General features: G+C 57.5%; 20 protein-coding genes and 3 tRNA genes. 18 read left to right on the forward strand and 5 right to left on the reverse strand.

The window, feature by feature from the left end:
- The first annotated feature begins 29 nt into the window (after nucleotides 1–29).
- The 13 genes from radA to rplL all read left to right on the forward strand — a co-directional run bounded on the left by radA (nucleotide 30) and on the right by rplL (nucleotide 7,808).
- On the forward strand, nucleotides 30–1,421 hold the full coding sequence (gene radA, locus J4G14_02895; protein MCE2456747.1) for a DNA repair protein RadA: 1,392 nt from the start codon (nucleotides 30–32) through the stop codon (nucleotides 1,419–1,421).
- Nucleotides 1,422–1,442: 21 nt separating this feature from the next.
- Nucleotides 1,443–2,651: a nickel pincer cofactor biosynthesis protein LarC gene (gene larC, locus J4G14_02900; GenBank protein ID MCE2456748.1), complete on the forward strand. Its 1,209-nt coding sequence runs from the start codon at nucleotides 1,443–1,445 to the stop codon at nucleotides 2,649–2,651.
- A gap of 22 nt (nucleotides 2,652–2,673) precedes the next feature.
- A tRNA-Thr gene (locus J4G14_02905) sits at nucleotides 2,674–2,747 on the forward strand.
- Between the two features lie 78 nt (nucleotides 2,748–2,825).
- Nucleotides 2,826–2,913 (forward strand) — tRNA-Tyr (locus tag J4G14_02910).
- 34 nt (nucleotides 2,914–2,947) lie between these two features.
- Nucleotides 2,948–3,020: transfer RNA gene (locus J4G14_02915), tRNA-Thr, on the forward strand.
- Nucleotides 3,018–4,217, forward strand: a complete 1,200-nt coding sequence (tuf, locus tag J4G14_02920) for an elongation factor Tu (GenBank protein MCE2456749.1) — start codon at nucleotides 3,018–3,020, stop codon at nucleotides 4,215–4,217. The genes J4G14_02915 and tuf overlap by 3 nt, the downstream gene beginning before the upstream one ends.
- 169 nt (nucleotides 4,218–4,386) lie before the next feature.
- Nucleotides 4,387–4,554: a 50S ribosomal protein L33 gene (gene rpmG / locus J4G14_02925; GenBank protein MCE2456750.1), complete on the forward strand. Its 168-nt coding sequence runs from the start codon at nucleotides 4,387–4,389 to the stop codon at nucleotides 4,552–4,554.
- 2 nt (nucleotides 4,555–4,556) lie between these two features.
- Nucleotides 4,557–4,793 carry a preprotein translocase subunit SecE gene (secE, locus tag J4G14_02930; GenBank protein ID MCE2456751.1) on the forward strand — a complete coding sequence of 79 codons (237 nt, stop codon included), beginning with the start codon at nucleotides 4,557–4,559 and terminating at the stop codon, nucleotides 4,791–4,793.
- 4 nt (nucleotides 4,794–4,797) lie between these two features.
- Nucleotides 4,798–5,367: a transcription termination/antitermination factor NusG gene (gene nusG / locus J4G14_02935; GenBank protein MCE2456752.1), complete on the forward strand. Its 570-nt coding sequence runs from the start codon at nucleotides 4,798–4,800 to the stop codon at nucleotides 5,365–5,367.
- Between the two features lie 47 nt (nucleotides 5,368–5,414).
- Nucleotides 5,415–5,840 carry a 50S ribosomal protein L11 gene (rplK, locus tag J4G14_02940; GenBank protein ID MCE2456753.1) on the forward strand — a complete coding sequence of 142 codons (426 nt, stop codon included), beginning with the start codon at nucleotides 5,415–5,417 and terminating at the stop codon, nucleotides 5,838–5,840.
- A gap of 53 nt (nucleotides 5,841–5,893) precedes the next feature.
- On the forward strand, nucleotides 5,894–6,607 hold the full coding sequence (gene rplA, locus J4G14_02945; GenBank protein MCE2456754.1) for a 50S ribosomal protein L1: 714 nt from the start codon (nucleotides 5,894–5,896) through the stop codon (nucleotides 6,605–6,607).
- 227 nt (nucleotides 6,608–6,834) lie between these two features.
- Entirely contained in the window at nucleotides 6,835–7,365 is a 531-nt protein-coding gene (locus J4G14_02950; GenBank protein MCE2456755.1) for a 50S ribosomal protein L10, read from the forward strand.
- A gap of 53 nt (nucleotides 7,366–7,418) precedes the next feature.
- Nucleotides 7,419–7,808 carry a 50S ribosomal protein L7/L12 gene (gene rplL, locus J4G14_02955; protein MCE2456756.1) on the forward strand — a complete coding sequence of 130 codons (390 nt, stop codon included), beginning with the start codon at nucleotides 7,419–7,421 and terminating at the stop codon, nucleotides 7,806–7,808.
- 93 nt (nucleotides 7,809–7,901) lie between these two features.
- On the opposite strand, the gene larA is transcribed toward rplL, so the two are convergent.
- The 3 genes from larA to J4G14_02970 are packed head-to-tail and all read right to left on the reverse strand — an operon-like array spanning nucleotide 7,902 to nucleotide 10,849.
- On the reverse strand, nucleotides 7,902–9,170 hold the full coding sequence (gene larA / locus J4G14_02960) for a nickel-dependent lactate racemase (protein ID MCE2456757.1): 1,269 nt from the start codon (nucleotides 9,168–9,170) through the stop codon (nucleotides 7,902–7,904).
- Nucleotides 9,167–9,841, reverse strand: a complete 675-nt coding sequence (locus J4G14_02965; protein ID MCE2456758.1) for an MBL fold metallo-hydrolase — start codon at nucleotides 9,839–9,841, stop codon at nucleotides 9,167–9,169. The genes larA and J4G14_02965 overlap by 4 nt, the downstream gene beginning before the upstream one ends.
- Before the next feature lie 3 nt (nucleotides 9,842–9,844).
- On the reverse strand, nucleotides 9,845–10,849 hold the full coding sequence (locus J4G14_02970) for a M20/M25/M40 family metallo-hydrolase (GenBank protein ID MCE2456759.1): 1,005 nt from the start codon (nucleotides 10,847–10,849) through the stop codon (nucleotides 9,845–9,847).
- Nucleotides 10,850–11,146: 297 nt separating this feature from the next.
- On the opposite strand from J4G14_02970, the gene radC reads away from it, so the two are divergent.
- From radC to J4G14_02995, 5 genes are read left to right on the forward strand one after another with little or no spacing between them, the layout of a single operon-like run.
- Nucleotides 11,147–11,854, forward strand: coding sequence for a DNA repair protein RadC (gene radC, locus J4G14_02975; protein MCE2456760.1), 708 nt, complete (start codon nucleotides 11,147–11,149; stop codon nucleotides 11,852–11,854).
- Between the two features lie 18 nt (nucleotides 11,855–11,872).
- Entirely contained in the window at nucleotides 11,873–12,169 is a 297-nt protein-coding gene (locus J4G14_02980) for a hypothetical protein (protein MCE2456761.1), read from the forward strand.
- Nucleotides 12,170–12,202: 33 nt separating this feature from the next.
- Nucleotides 12,203–12,511 (forward strand): hypothetical protein, encoded by a 309-nt coding sequence (locus tag J4G14_02985; protein ID MCE2456762.1) that lies wholly within the window; start codon nucleotides 12,203–12,205, stop codon nucleotides 12,509–12,511.
- Between the two features lie 13 nt (nucleotides 12,512–12,524).
- The gene (locus tag J4G14_02990; protein MCE2456763.1) at nucleotides 12,525–13,454 is read left to right on the forward strand and encodes a 2-dehydropantoate 2-reductase; all 930 of its coding nucleotides are present in this window, start codon (nucleotides 12,525–12,527) and stop codon (nucleotides 13,452–13,454) included.
- A gap of 43 nt (nucleotides 13,455–13,497) precedes the next feature.
- On the forward strand, nucleotides 13,498–13,827 hold the full coding sequence (locus J4G14_02995; protein ID MCE2456764.1) for a cupin domain-containing protein: 330 nt from the start codon (nucleotides 13,498–13,500) through the stop codon (nucleotides 13,825–13,827).
- Nucleotides 13,828–13,920: 93 nt separating this feature from the next.
- Here J4G14_02995 and sodN read toward each other — a convergent pair whose 3' ends face one another.
- Both sodN and J4G14_03005 read right to left on the reverse strand, forming a co-directional pair.
- Entirely contained in the window at nucleotides 13,921–14,376 is a 456-nt protein-coding gene (gene sodN, locus J4G14_03000; GenBank protein MCE2456765.1) for a superoxide dismutase, Ni, read from the reverse strand.
- 102 nt (nucleotides 14,377–14,478) lie between these two features.
- Nucleotides 14,479–14,871 (reverse strand): alpha/beta hydrolase, encoded by a 393-nt coding sequence (locus tag J4G14_03005; GenBank protein ID MCE2456766.1) that lies wholly within the window; start codon nucleotides 14,869–14,871, stop codon nucleotides 14,479–14,481.
- Nucleotides 14,872–14,885 lie beyond the last annotated feature (14 nt).

Consider the following 14,885-nt stretch of genomic DNA (forward strand, 5'->3'; position numbering starts at 1 on the left):
TCCCAGACCTTCACTGTGTTAAGGGGACAATGGCAAGAAAGGCCAGATCGGTATTCGTGTGCTCTGCCTGCGGTGGCGAGTCCTCCCGTTGGGAGGGTCGCTGTTCGGCCTGCGGCGACTGGAATACTCTGAATGAGGTAGCGCAGCCAGCAGCTCCCAGGCGTGGGACTTGGGCTGGTTCAACAGGAAGCGAACCTGTGCCTCTGCGTGAAGTGACGCTCCAGGATCATCCAAGAACGACGTTCCAGTCATCGGAAGTAAATCGAGTCCTCGGTGGTGGACTGGTCCCGGGATCTGTGACTCTGGTTGCTGGCGACCCCGGTATCGGCAAGTCCACTCTGCTACTGGACGCCGCTGCCTACGCATCCGGGGAGTGCCCGGTCCTTTACGTCACCGGTGAAGAGTCCGCTCATCAGGTAAAGCTGCGTGCGGACCGACTCAAGATCGATGTTCCTGGTCTCTATCTTCTACCTGCGACTGGTCTGGCTGAGATCATGACGCACATGGACGGCCTGAAGCCTTCACTGGTCGTCATAGACTCTATCCAGACTGTCTTCGATGAAGAACTGCCGTCCGAAGCCGGGAGCATGGCGCAGATCAGGGAGTGCGCTCGCCGCCTCACACAGTGGGCCAAGGCGACTGCGACCTCAGTCATTATGACCGGGCATGTGACCAAGGGGGGAGAGATAGCCGGTCCGAGAGTCCTCGAACACGTCGTTGATGTCGTTCTGTACCTTGAAGGGGACCCTGTAAACTCTTTCAGACTGCTCCGGTCGATCAAGAATCGCTTCGGCTCTACTAACGAGGTCGGAGTCTTCGAGATGACAGAGACGGGCATGAAAGACGTGAAGGACCCATCGGCCCAGTTACTTTCTCAGCACTCCGCAGGTTCCATTGGCTCAGTCGTCGTTCCGGCGCTTGAGGGCACCAGGCCGATTCTCGTGGAATTGCAGGCGCTGACCAATCCCTCGCTGTTGCCCACGCCGAGGCGGGTTGCGTCAGGAGTCGACTACAACAGGCTGCTCTTGGTATGTGCTGTACTGACTCGAAGAGTAGGGATTTCGCTCTCCAGCCAGGACGTAATAGTGAACGTCACTGGCGGAGTCAGGGTCGTCGAGACTGCGGCAGACCTGGCAATTGCCCTGGCGATAGTCTCTTCTGTGCGTGACGTGCCCGTTGATGCGGGGACCGCCGCCTTCGGCGAACTGGGATTGGGAGGAGAGGTCCGTTCCGTAGGCCAGCCAGCAAGGAGAGTACAGGAGGTTGGAAGACTCGGCCTGTCCAGTTGCGTCGTTCCCGGAGGGGTTGCTCTGGACAGTCCTACTGGCTCGCTAGAACTGCTTCGTACAACGACGCTCAGGCAGGCAATTACAAGTGCGATGTCCGGGTCGCGGTCGAAGCCTCCGGTCAGCGTCGTCTAACATGGTCGGGAGGTCGGTAACTTGAAGGCAGCCTACTTCCAGTGCATTGGCGGGGCGAGTGGAGACATGGTTCTCAGCGCCGTCATAGACGCAGGTGTCCCACGTGGAGTTATCACCGGTGCTTTGGATGCGATGAACGTAACCGGCGTCGCTCTCAGTGTCGAGCAATCTCAGCGTGGTGGCGTTGTTGGTACGTACGTGGGGGTCGAGCTTGACGACCAGGCACGTAAGTCACACCGTTTTGACGACTTCATTGCCTCTGTTCAGTCGTCGGGGCTCTCCAATCGTGTCAAGAAGCAATCTACTGCCGTCTTCAATCGCATGGCCGACGCCGAAGCCAGAGTGCATCGAACGTCTGCGGAACACCTGCACCTTCACGAACTGGGAACGCTCGATACCCTGGTGGATGTGGTTGGCGGCGTAGTCGGGCTCGAACACCTCGGAGTAGAGCGTGTTTTCTCGTCGCCATTTCCCATGGGAACCGGCGTGTTCAGGAGCGATCACGGTATTCTGCCCGTACCTTCTCCGGCTACTTCAGCGCTCTTCACCATGGCGGATGCGCCGCTAGTTCCTGCCCCCAACAACCCTGTCAGGACTGGCGAAATGGTGACACCAACTGGCGCGGGTATCATCACTACGCTCGCCGAATTTCGCCAGCCTCAGATGTCTATGCAGGCGCAGGGCTACGGTCTAGGCACGAGAGATCCCGATGAGTACCCGAATGTGTTGAGTCTCTGGGTAGGGGAGGTTTCCGAGGGTGAAAAGACGGGCGGCTTGTCTATCCTGGAAACGAACCTTGATGACGCCACAGGTGAGGTTCTCGGATACGTACAGGAGCGGCTGTTCGAGATTGGAGCCAGGGACGTCTGGTTCACTCCAATCCAGATGAAGAAGAACAGGCCAGCCACCATGTTGTGCGCAATCGTGGACGAGCGCACCGAGAGACAGGTCGTTGATGTGATTATGCGGGAGACGACCACGCTCGGTGTGAGGGTGCGCCCAATAGAACGATACGAGGCTGGACGCGAGATTCGGTCAATCCAGACCCGACTCGGTACCGCGAAAGTTAAGCTGAAGGTCATTGACCACGAGACTGTTGCCGCCAGTCCTGAGTACGAGGATTGTCGCAGGATCGCGTCCGAAACAGGCCTTCCTTTGAACGAAGTATTTCGCGTGGTCCAGCGCACTGCAGAAGACCTGCTATTGACCCCCAATCCGACGCTGCCCTAAAGTCATACGAAGCAGATAGCGGGCCCCAGTGGCGCAATCGGCAGCGCACCCGACTTGTAATCGGGAGGTTGGTGGGTTCGAATCCCCCCTGGGGCTCTCCTCTCACTATTCTGCCCCGTTTGCTATTCTTGGATTGGAAAAGTTGGCTATGCTAAACTACTTTGGATTAGCCGTGGACGGGTGGGTGAGTGGTTAATACCACCAGACTGTAAATCTGGCGCTCGGAAGGGCTACGGGGGTTCGAATCCCTCCCCGTCCACCATAATGACAGGTTTCTGATCGCCAAATAGGATCGGGCCCACATAGCTCAGGAGGTAGAGCGCGTTCTTGGTAAGAACGAGGTCAGCAGTTCGAGTCTGCTTGTGGGTGGCTAAGCAGAAGTTTGAGCGGACGAAGCCCCACGTAAACGTCGGTACCATTGGTCACGTTGACCATGGGAAGACGACACTTACGGCTGCCATAACCAAGGTGTTGGCGTCAGCCGGTATGGCAGACTTCCGTCCTTTTGACTCTATCGACAACGCTCCCGAAGAGCGGGAACGTGGTGTTACGATCGCGATCCAGCACGTTGAGTACGAGACCGACACTCGTCACTACGCGCACGTTGACTGCCCAGGTCACGCCGACTACATCAAGAACATGATCACCGGTGCTGCCCAGATGGACGGCGCAATCCTGGTCGTCAGCGCTCCCGACGGGCCTATGCCGCAGACCCGCGAGCACATCCTGCTTGCGCGTCAGGTTGAAGTTCCGGCGGTCGTAGTCGCTCTCAACAAGGTCGATGCAATGGAGGACGAGGAACTCCTCGAGCTTGTCGAGCTTGAGATGGCTGAGCTCCTGTCCGAGTATGGTTTCCCAGGCGACGAAATCCCGATCGTTAGGGTCAGCGCACTCAACGCGCTAGAAGCCGAAGACAACACCCGGGATGGTGAGTGGACAAAGGGAATCTGGGAGCTAATGGATGCTGTCGACAGCTACATTCCGGTTCCGGATCGCCCTCGTGATCTGGACTTCCTAATGCCCATTGAGGACGTCTTCGGAATCAAGGGTCGTGGCACCGTGGTTACTGGCCGTGTCGAACGCGGCATCGTCAGGATGGGTGACACCATTGAGATCGTTGGAATCAAGGAGACCACGAACACCGTGGTCACCGGTGTGGAGATGTTCCACAAGATTCTGGATGAGGGTGAGCCCGGAGACGCAGTTGGTGTCCTCCTGCGAGGCGTGGACCGAGAAGCAATTGAGCGCGGCCAGGTGCTAGTTGCACCCGGCAGTATGACTCCGCACCGAGAGTACGAGGCCCAGGTCTACGTACTCAGCAAGGACGAAGGCGGCAGGCACACCCCGTTCTTCAACGGCTACAAGCCGCAGTTCTACATCAGAACCACCGACGTGACCGGCGAGATCCAGTTGCCGGACGGCGTCGAGATGGTCATGCCAGGCGACAACATCGAGATGAACATCAAGCTGATCACGCCAGTGGCGCTTGAAGAGCAGCTCAGGTTCGCCGTTCGTGAGGGCGGCAGGACGGTTGGGTCCGGCGTCATCACGAAGATCCTGGACTAGTCCGCACAGTCAAATCGATTTAATCCGCGCCCTCTCGCCGATCAAGCAGATCGGGAGGGGGCGATGGAGTAGAAACTCCTGCCAGCCCGGAGGATTTCCACGAACCGATGGCCGCAAAATGGACATCGGTCGTTCTCGTTAGTTGTCAGGAGTAGGGAGCAGATAGAAGATGGCCCGTCGGGGAGAAGCCAGAATTCTCGTAACGCTCGGCTGCACCACGTGTAGAGAGCGGACTTATAACTCCAGCAAGAACCGGCGGAACGATCCACAACGTCTGGAGTTGATGAAGTTCTGCCCCCGGTGCCGGGAGCACGTACTGCACCGAGAGGTGAGGTAGCCGTGGCTCGGGATCCCGGTGTAACACGCAGAGTCGGAGGCGAGGTAGCCCGTCGCGCCTTTAGCGTTCGAATGATTGGCGAAGTCGTAGGCGAACTCCGTAGGGTCACCTGGCCCACCAAGGAGGAAACGCTCCGACTGAGCATAATGGTGATCGCGGTGGCTGTGGCCATCGGTGCATTCCTCGGACTGGTGGATCTGGGTTTTGCTCGAATAATGGGGATACTGCTGGGGAATTGAGCCAATGACGACTCAGATCACACATGCCGATCCTGAAGTCCGCTGGTACATAATCCACGCCTACTCAGGCCAGGAAAAGCGGGTCAAGGATAATCTCGAACAGCGCATCAAGACCATGGATATGCAGGACAAGATACTGCAGGTCGTGGTGCCAACCGAAGACGAGATGGAGATCAAGGGAGGCCAGCGCAAGGCTGTCCCTCGCACAATCTTCCCTGGATACATCCTCGTTCAGATGAGAATGGACGATCAGAGCTGGTTCGTAGTTCGCAACACCCCTGGAGTCACCGGATTCGTTTCAGCAGAGGACGAAAGCGAAAATCGGCCCAAGCCTGTGCCGTTGGAGGAGCGAGAGGTCGAGACCATTCTGAGGCAGATTGAGACCGACACTCCGAGACCCAGGATAGGTCTTGAGAAAGGCCAGAGTGTCCGAATCACCGACGGCCCCTTCGTGGACTTTATGGGCACCGTCGACGAGGTTTCACAGGAGCGGGCGAAGGTCAAAGTTCTCGTGTCCTTCTTCGGTCGCGAGACCCCCGTCGAGCTCGACTTCCTACAGGTCGAACGCGCCTAACACGACAGTCCAGTCTTACTAGCAATACACTCCATAGGATCAGACATTTGGCCAAGAAAGTACGCGCACTCATAAAGCTCCAGATCGAAGGCGGCAGGGCAAGCCCCGCCCCTCCTGTAGGTCCTGCGCTCGGACAGCACGGCGTCAACATCATGGCGTTCGTGAAGGAGTACAACGAGCGGACGTCTCAGAACGCGGGGACAATTGTCCCAGTCGAGTTGACGGTCTTCGAAGACCGTTCGTTCACATTCATCACCAAGAGCCCGCCAGCGGCCGAGCTGCTTCGCAAGGCTGCAGGAGTCGACAAGGGCAGCGGCAACCCGAAGGCTGAGCCCCTGTCTGTCACCGTTACGCGTGACCAGGTCAGGGAGATCGCTGAGGTCAAGGCCGCCGATCTCAACGCTGCCGACATAGAAGGCGCCATGAAGATCATCGAGGGCACAGCCCGCAGCATGGGACTCAGGGTCAGCTGATCCACTCACTCCTCAGATCGAGTTTAACGGACTAACCAAGAGGACTTACCCACATGGCCAGTAGAGGCAAGCGATATAACGACGCAGTCGGCCTGTTGGACGCCGATGCAAGGTACGCTCCGCAGGAAGCTGTTGAGATTACCAAGAAGACGGCCAGCGCCAAGTTCGACGAGACCATAGAGCTGCACATCCGCACCGGTGCAGACCCGCGCTACGCCGATCAGATGGTAAGAGGCGTTGCCGTACTGCCCCATGGCGTGGGCAAGCCGGTTAGAGTGCTGGTGTTCTGCCAGGGTGAGGCTGAGACCATTGCTCGTGAAGCAGGTGCTGACCACGTCGGAAGCGATGAACTGATCCGCGAGATCGAAAACGGCTTCCTGGACTTTGATGTATCCATTGCGACCCCGGACATGATGGGTCGTGTCGGTCGGCTGGGCCGAATCCTCGGACGCAGAGGCTTGATGCCCAATCCAAGGACCGGAACGGTCGTTCAACAGGAGGGCATCCCTCAGGCCATCTCAGACGCAAAGAAGGGCAGGGTGGAGTTTAGACTCGACAGAACCGGCCTGATCCATGTGCCGATAGGCAAGGCCAGCTTTGAAGATGACCTACTCATGGACAACCTCACAACACTGGTTGACAATGTAATTCGAGCCCGTCCGAGCGGCGTGAAGGGACAATACCTCAGGGCGGCGTTTCTCACTGCCACGATGGGCCCCAGCGTGCCTGTAGACGTTGATAGACTTTCCGACCTTCGTATAGAATAGCCTCGTCGCCTGGTGGGTTGGATGCGAGGCTAAGGCCTCTAAATCTATGCCCCGATTGGCCAGGCTCAGACAGACAGAAGAAACAGTCGCCAGAGACAGCGGGTTCCCCATAGGGACTAAGACATCAGCCCGCCTAGGCCGCACAAGAGTGCAATCAAGACAACGATTGACGTGCCCTGTGCCCCTGGCTCAGGGCATTCGTATTTATGTAGGGAGCGATAGCTGAAGTGCCGACACAAGCCAAAGTTGACGCAGTAAACGTACTTGCCGAAAAGTTCGAGAAGAGTGCAGTCGTAGTTACGACAAACTACGCTGGGCTTCCAGTGGGTGAAATGACGGAACTGAGGCGCGCCCTTCGTGAGGCCGGCGTCGAGTACCGAATCATCAAGAACACGCTAGCGTTCCTTGCGGCCGATCAGGCAGGCAAGCCTGCCATCAAGGACGTAATAGATGGCCCAACCGGGGTCGCATTCGGTTACGGAGAGGTGACTGAGCCAGCAAGGGCTCTGAGCACCTTCATTCGAGCCAATAGGTCTGCTCTCACGATCCAGGGAGGCGAACTTGACGGTCGGGCACTTTCCGGCGACGATGTTCAGCGACTCGCTGAATTGCCATCTCGGGACCAGCTCGTCGCAACCCTTCTGATGAGGATGAATGGCCCAATCGGCGGGCTTGTCAACGTACTGAACGGACCTCTCTCCGGTCTCGCAAGAGTCCTGCAGGGACGCATTGACAACATGGAAGAGCAACAGGCATAGAGTTTACCGGCCAATCAAACGAAGAACGGCAGCACACACGGAGGTGAATGGCAATGGCCCTTACGAAAGATGAACTGATAGACGAAATCAAGGGACTGTCGGTCTTGGAACTGGCAGACCTGGTCAAGGCTCTCGAAGAGGAATTCGGCGTCAGCGCCGCGGCCCCGGTCCAGATGGCCACAGTCGCCGGTGTTGCTGGCACTGCTGAAGCCGCCGCCGATGTCGAAGAGCAGACTGAGTTCAACGTAACTCTCCAGGAGATCGGCCCGAACAAGATCCAGGTCATCAAGGCTGTCCGCGAGGTCACCACTCTGGGACTCAAGGAAGCCAAGGACTTGGTCGAGAGCGCGCCCGCCGCGGTCAAGGAAGCCATTCCGAAAGAGGAAGCCGACTCCCTTAAGGACAAGCTTGAAGAGGCAGGAGCTGTCGTAGAAGTCGGCTAAGCTCCGACCTACCCAGATAGCGAACAAGAGGCCCGCGCTGATTCAGTGCGGGCCTCTTTGCTTAAATGCAGGTTCGCAGGTCCCTAACAGTAACTACGCGAGATACGGAATCGTCTGAGGCCCCTCTGGGATCACACATAGTCGCGAGTCCGGCCCCGCGGCATCCAGCCTATCGTGTGTGGCTCTCTCGACGTCATCCACCGGCTCCAGATGTGCCTGCCTAATCCCTTCATCGCCCAGGTAGCCGGTCTTGATCAGCACACTTGCCCTCATCTGAATCTGGGCCTGTATCTGTACCTGCCACTGGTCGTGGACGTTGTGACCGTCCCCGCAGATCATCTCAAGTAGCTCTTCAGGGCTGGACCTTGACCTCAATAGCCTGCTGTACTCGCCGTGTTCTGGAACACCGTCCGAGCACTCCGCGGCGCAGATTATCGTTCCCCCAGTCTTGATGACCTGGGCCGCCGCCGACATGCCCTTCACAGACTGGTACAGGTTCATGTCTAGCGGGTAACCGCTGTTGGTTGTCACGACGACGTCGAACGGCTCTTCAACCTGCTGCATGGCCACCGACTTCGCGAACCGACTGGCGGCACGATGGGCCGTTGGCGGGTCTCCGGCGTAGACGCTCGTAACTTGGTGGTCCCGGTTCAGTGTGACCTCTACAGTAAAGTCCACTCCCGTCTGTTCAGCGATCTCTCTAATCGCGTCATGGATTGGATTACCTACCGTCACGCCCCAGGTGGCATTTGTATGCCCAATCATCTCTGCATTGTGCAGCATCATCGTCGTCTGAAAGGCTGCCAGCCCAGGTGCGACCATCTTGGGTCCACCCGAGAATCCCGCAAAGAAGTGAGGCTCGACGAACCCCAGAGTCACCCTGACGTCAGCCTCTGTCCAGAGCCGATTGAGCAGGATCGGGATGCCTCCAGATGTTTCGCCCAAATGCACGACAGCTGACGAGTCAAAAGCGTCATGATTCACGACGGTATATCGTTCGACGACCTGAGACCCAAGCATGTCCCTGAGTTCGTTGCACGTGTTCGGTCTGTGCGTTCCTGTTGCGACGAGAATAACTATGTTCTCGTCAGGGACGTGTCTCAACTCCTCCAGTACCACGGGCAGTACGGTACTGGTAGGCATAGGGCGCGTGATATCGCACACAGATATGGCGACAATGTCATTTGGTCCAGCTAATCGGCGAAGTGGAGAGGCGCCTCCCACCGGGTCTCTGACTGCCGTCCTTAGCGCACCGTACTGGTCAGGCAGTCCAGGGAGGTACTGAGGCTGAACGACGGTTGTGCGATGCTCGGGGACATCTATGACCAGGCCGTCCTTCCCGTAAGCCAGCCTTACTCTCAACGTGCCAGCTCGGCCCAGACTGTCCAGGCCTCACGCTCGTAGGGCAGCCCCCTGCGATCGATTCTCATTCGCGGCTGCCTCACTGTGCGTCGAGGCGACTGCTTCCTTACCCAGCCGTCAGGCCCTTCCAGCGTCGACTCGACCGTCGTCAGACCATCAATGTAGTAGTGCATTGGAATGACGATCCTTGGATCTAGCGTGTCGACCAACGCATCGACCTCATCGAATGTCAGAAGATGACACGAGTCATCGGCGGGTGTCATCAGCACGTCCACCTTGCCCAGTTCACGGGTTACATCGTCTGGAATGTCGTGCCTGTTGTCGCCAACATGGCAATACCGGACGCCCTCATGCTCAACGATAAAGATAATGTTGGCCATTCCAGCCCGTCCCGACGAACCAGAGTGAAGATCGCGAACGCCTGTAACGGTCGTATTACCCACTTGGCGCGCTCCTGCATCCGCCAACACTGATGTACCACCCGGGAGCGCTTCAACAGCGTTGTGATCGAAGTGGTCGTGAGTTACGGCGACTAGGTCGACCTCAATAGAAGGGAATGACTTCAAGAACCAGTAGTTCTCTTCGTCGTTTCCGAACGGGTCTATAAGCAACTTCTCGCCGGACAAGTCCTCAAACAGGAAGGCGGAGTGTCCCAGGTACGTGACCGACATCAGCTACCTGTCCTTCCGGAGCAGGGTCTCACACAAGTGGGCCGCATCGACCAGGTCCGGAATCGTGACGTACTCGCGGACGGTGTGCATCCCATGATCGGCCATGCCAACGACGACCGCGCTTATCTCGTTCAACCTGAACACGTTCCCGTCCGTGCCCCCTCCTGAAGGTTGGAGCGTCGGAGTGAGGCCTAGTGATTCCAGCGCTCCCTTCACTCGGTGCAGTGCGGGGTCGTCCTCTTCAAGGTTGTAAGCGACGAATTCGGTGTGAAGATGGCAGTCGATCTCGGCTTCCGGGAACATATCCCTTACGTCGTTGACGGCTTCGTCGACCTGTATGCGAATGCTGTCCAGCGACTCTATGTTCCGGCTGCGAAACTCCCCATGAACGGTTGTCGACTCGGGTACCGCATTTCGCACGGTCCCGCCCTCGATGGTGCCGACGTTGAACGTCGTCTCATCGTCGATCCTGCCCTGCGGCAGTCGCGTGATTAGCTCTGCGGCGATACGAATTGCGGACAGTCCCTTTTCGGGCTCCACACCTGCATGGGCGGCTCGCCCCGTGATCTCGATGTCAAGTCCGATGTATTCAGGACTGGAGGACGTAATCTGGCTGGGCGGGCCCTCTCCGTCAAAAACGATCGCCTCCTTGCCGCTGAGCAGAGAGAAGTCCAGGTTCCGCGCACCAACAAGGCCGATCTCCTCTTCACGCGTAAACGCGACCTCGACAGCGTTGTATTCGACGTTGTCCTCCAATATCGATTCCAGCGCCTCAATTATCGCTGCGACACCTGCCTTGCAATCACCCCCCAGGATGGTTGTCCCGTCCGTGTAGATTCTATCGCCGTCGACCAGCGGTTGAATTCCTCGTCCCGGCTCAACCGTGTCCATGTGGGCGGATAGGATTATGGGATCTTCGCGACCATCGTTGGCGACGACGTTGCCGTAGTCGTCTCTCTCGACGTTGAAACCGTAGCCCTCAAGCCTGGCAATGAGATATTGAGCCATGGCCTCTTCTTCTCCTGAAGGGCTGTCGATCCTTGCAATCTCACAGAAAGTCTCAACTAACCTGTCGCGTCTGATCATTGTGTGTCCTTAAACTTGATTGAAAGCGATTGTATCGCGTCAATTGTATTGTGCCACTACGGGCTGTCAACCCGCTCCTATTCATGTGGCAGATTCCGTCCACTTTGGGGTTGACGGATTTGGAACACGTGTGCTAAGTTCAAAATCACGATGCCGACCGTGGCCGAGGGTTTCGAATCTCGATAGACAGTTCAAGTTAATCGAGAGCAGACTGAGCGCATGAGCGAGCAGGGTACACCAAGATACACGCCGACGATCCATGATATGCCTGTCGGGGAGAAACCCCGTGAGCGCCTTCGCGACAACGGACCCGGCAGCCTTTCCAATGGCGAACTAATCGCAATTCTCCTAAGGGACGGCACGAGGGGCGAAAACGTCCTCGCGCTCTCGAGCCGCATACTGGCGGAACTGGACGGACTTCAGGGACTTTCCAGGACGAACCTGGAGGAGATCTGCCAGTTCCACGGTATCGGTCCGGCCAAAGCCAGCCAGGTAATCGCTGCCATAGAACTGGGCCGCCGCACGGCCAGCATGGTTCCTGACGCCAGGCCAGTCATCAGCTGTGCCGACGACATCAAGAACCTGGTTGGCGCGGAGATGGCCGCGCTTGATCAGGAGCAGCTTAGAGTCTTCTTGCTTAACAATAAGCACCAGGTTATTGGCGTGGACACCGTCTACCAGGGCACGGTCAACTCAGCCTCGATAAGGGTCTCCGAGATTCTCAGGCCAGCCATCCGGCGGAACTGTCCGGCCATACTCGTTGTGCACAACCATCCCTCTGGCGATCCAACACCTAGCCCAGAGGATATACTGGTGACGCGGCGCCTGAACCAGAGCGCCGAGATCATGGATATCGACCTGCTCGATCACATAGTAGTCGGTCATCCGGATGTTGTAAGCATGAAGTCCAGGCACTTGGGATTATGAGCAAGGAGAGAGGTGAACATGAGCGAGCGACAACTAGGAGACGTCGGCACCGAGAGGCAATGGGAGGACGACCACGTGATGACCTGGGACCTCGTGCTCGAGCCTGGTCAGTCCAGCGACTGGCACCAGCACTCCAGGCCATACGTATTCATCGTTACCCGACCTGGCAGGCTCTTGGCCGAATACGACGATGGGTCATCGGCAGAACGCGATTACGCCCTCGGCGAAATCGTACAGGGTCAGTGCGGTTCGATCCACAGGGTTACCAACGTCGGGGACGCACTCTACAGCAATTCGATCATTGAGATAAAGTAGGACTGCAAGGGGAATAGACAGGAGGAGACCACTATGCCTAGGGGAGACGCACCACTCGGGGACATTGCAACCGATGTCCTGTTTGAAAATGACAAAGTCAAGATCTGGAACCTGATAGTCAATCCCGGCGAGTCAAGCGACTGGCACATGCATGGGCGTGACTATGTCACGATCGTTGTGGAGGGCGTAGGGCTCACGGTAGAGTACGACGACGGCACGTCCGACGACAGCCCCTCTGGCCCGGGCACCTGGCGTTTCCACGGCGAGCACAAAATCCATCGTGTCATAAACAACTCAGATACCAGGTACGTCAATGTCCTTGTCGAACTGAAAGATCAGTAGAGGTAATCGCAGTATGAATGTCCTCGTGATGGCTGCCGGCTCAGTCGGCGGGTACTTCGGAGGCCTTCTCGCGAAGGCGGGAAACGATGTCCAGTTCGTCGCGAGAGGAGAAAACCTGGCTGCCATTAACAGCAGCGGCTTGATTGTCGAGAGCGAAACGTCAGGCAATTTCACCGTCGAAGCCAAGGCTGTAGAGCGCCCTGACGGTTCCTGGGTCGCTGACCTCGTCCTGTTCTGCGTTAAGAGCTACCACAACAGTGTCGCAATGGACACAATTGCTCCTGCAGTAGGCGAGGAAACGGCCATACTCACGCTCCAGAATGGAGTGGGTAGCGGTGACGAGTTGTCGGCAGTCTTCGGTGCGCATCGTGTGTTGTTGGGCGCAGCCTACGTCGAGGCTGCTCATCCAGCACCCGGTGTGTTCCGGGAGGTTGGTTGGGAAGGCCGCATCGTGTTCGCTGAGCAGGATGGAAGGCCTTCGCAACGCGAGGCTGACATAAGGCAGGCTTTTGCCGGCGCTGGTATAGACTCCGAGATTGCCGAAGACATCGAACAGGCGCTGTGGAACAAGCTGGTCTACATTTGTGGCCTTAGCGGTATGACCTGCATCACACACTCGTCGTTCTTAGAGGTTATGGACTCGCCGGAGACGCGGGAGATGGCGCTGGGTGTCATCACTGAGGCTGCCGCTGTTGGAAAGGCGGCCGGGGTGAATCTCGCTCCGGACCTCGTAGACTCGATTATGAAGATCTTCATCGATGACAAAGAGCACCTGATCTCTTCAATGCACGCCGATCTCAATGCTGGCCGGCCAATGGAGTTCGGCAACCTGAACGGCAAGGTATCCCAGCTGGGAGGAGAGTTGGGTGTACCGACGCCGAATAACGACTTCATCACTGCCTGTCTAACTCCTCAGCACAAACGCGCCATGGCAAAATACTAACAGGGCGTCTGAATGTATCCGATGATCATTGGAGGACTCAGTTTTGACCTACACCTACAATCCTGATGACGTGAAACAGAGAGAACTCGCCCCTGGGGTAATGCTCAGGACGATGTGGGGCGAGAAGGTCATGCTCAGCGTGGTTGAAATCGACGCGAACTCAGAAGTGTCGATGCACGAGCACCCGCATGAACAGGCTGGAATGGTGCTTGAAGGAGAGTTCGATTTCACAATCGGCGGCGTGACCACCAGGGTCAAGCCGGGGGACACCTACATCATCCCCGGCGGAGTCGAGCATGGACTGGTGGCTACGGACCAGCCATCTAAGGCCCTGGATATATTCAGCCCTCCGCGCGAGGACTACATGGACTGATCTCGCTCGCTGGCATCGTGAAAAACATAAGGGGAGTTCGATCGAACGCCCCTTCGTATTGTCGTGGTAGTTTTACTACCTACTGGCGACTATCTAGGCTCCGTAGCGGACCTCGGCGACGGGGTCGCTGTACTCGACACCCTTGGTGGACCAGAAAACCGAAGCGATGTCGTCAACAGCGGCAACCAGCGCCTCAGCATTGTCCATGCTGACGGTCTGCTTGCACTGGCCGGCGAGCTTAAGGGCGGCGTTGAACTTCGCCGCGATCTCGTTGGCGTCCGTGCCGGGCCAGGTGTAGTCGGCCCAGAGTACACGAAGCTCGTGCTTGCACAGCTCGGCATGCTCTTCCTTGACGGTGATGTAACGGGACAGCGAGTTCTGGGCCGCCGCGTCGTCGCCCTCGAGCTGACCGATGCGAAGAACCATCTTCTGTACTGTCTGCGCGGCGATCTTCGCCGAGACGGGGTCATAGATTCCACAGGGGATGTCGCAGTGGGCGCTAGCCTCACGCACTCCCAGTAGTCCTTTCAAAGCAGACGCAAATGTCATAGCCTGCGTTACTCCTTTCTGATCTTGGCAGTCTTCCTTGCCTCTTAGATTCGGTATGAAGATACAGAAATACAGGTAGGGGCGCAACCCTGAGCAATCGCGTTACGAGCTATGCTGGGTGAAGCCCTGAACGCTCAATGTGAACCGTACGATGTCGGACCGGTGGGCCGCATGCCCAGCGCCCTCATACACACTGAGCCGGGAGTTCGGAATCGCGCTCAGCGCCCTCTCTGAGTTAATCAGCGGAAAGTACGGGTCCTTGCTCCCCCAGATTACCAGCGACTCGCATCTGATACCCGAGAATGCGTCCATGTCGGGCTCGACGAGATTGACTTCGAGGTTTGGGTAGGGCTGCCTGCGCCCTATGAGCCTGTTCACCCACCACGCGCCTGTGCTCAGGATCCTGCCGACTGTGGACAGGTCGCCAAACCCTATCAGGCTGCTGAAAAAGGCTTGCTGAAGCCTCGTTCTTTGGGTTGGCGAGATACAATGCACTCACCAGTCCAACT

This window comes from Dehalococcoidia bacterium (assembly GCA_021295915.1).
Lineage (GTDB): Bacteria > Chloroflexota > Dehalococcoidia > Lucifugimonadales > UBA1123 > VXRN01.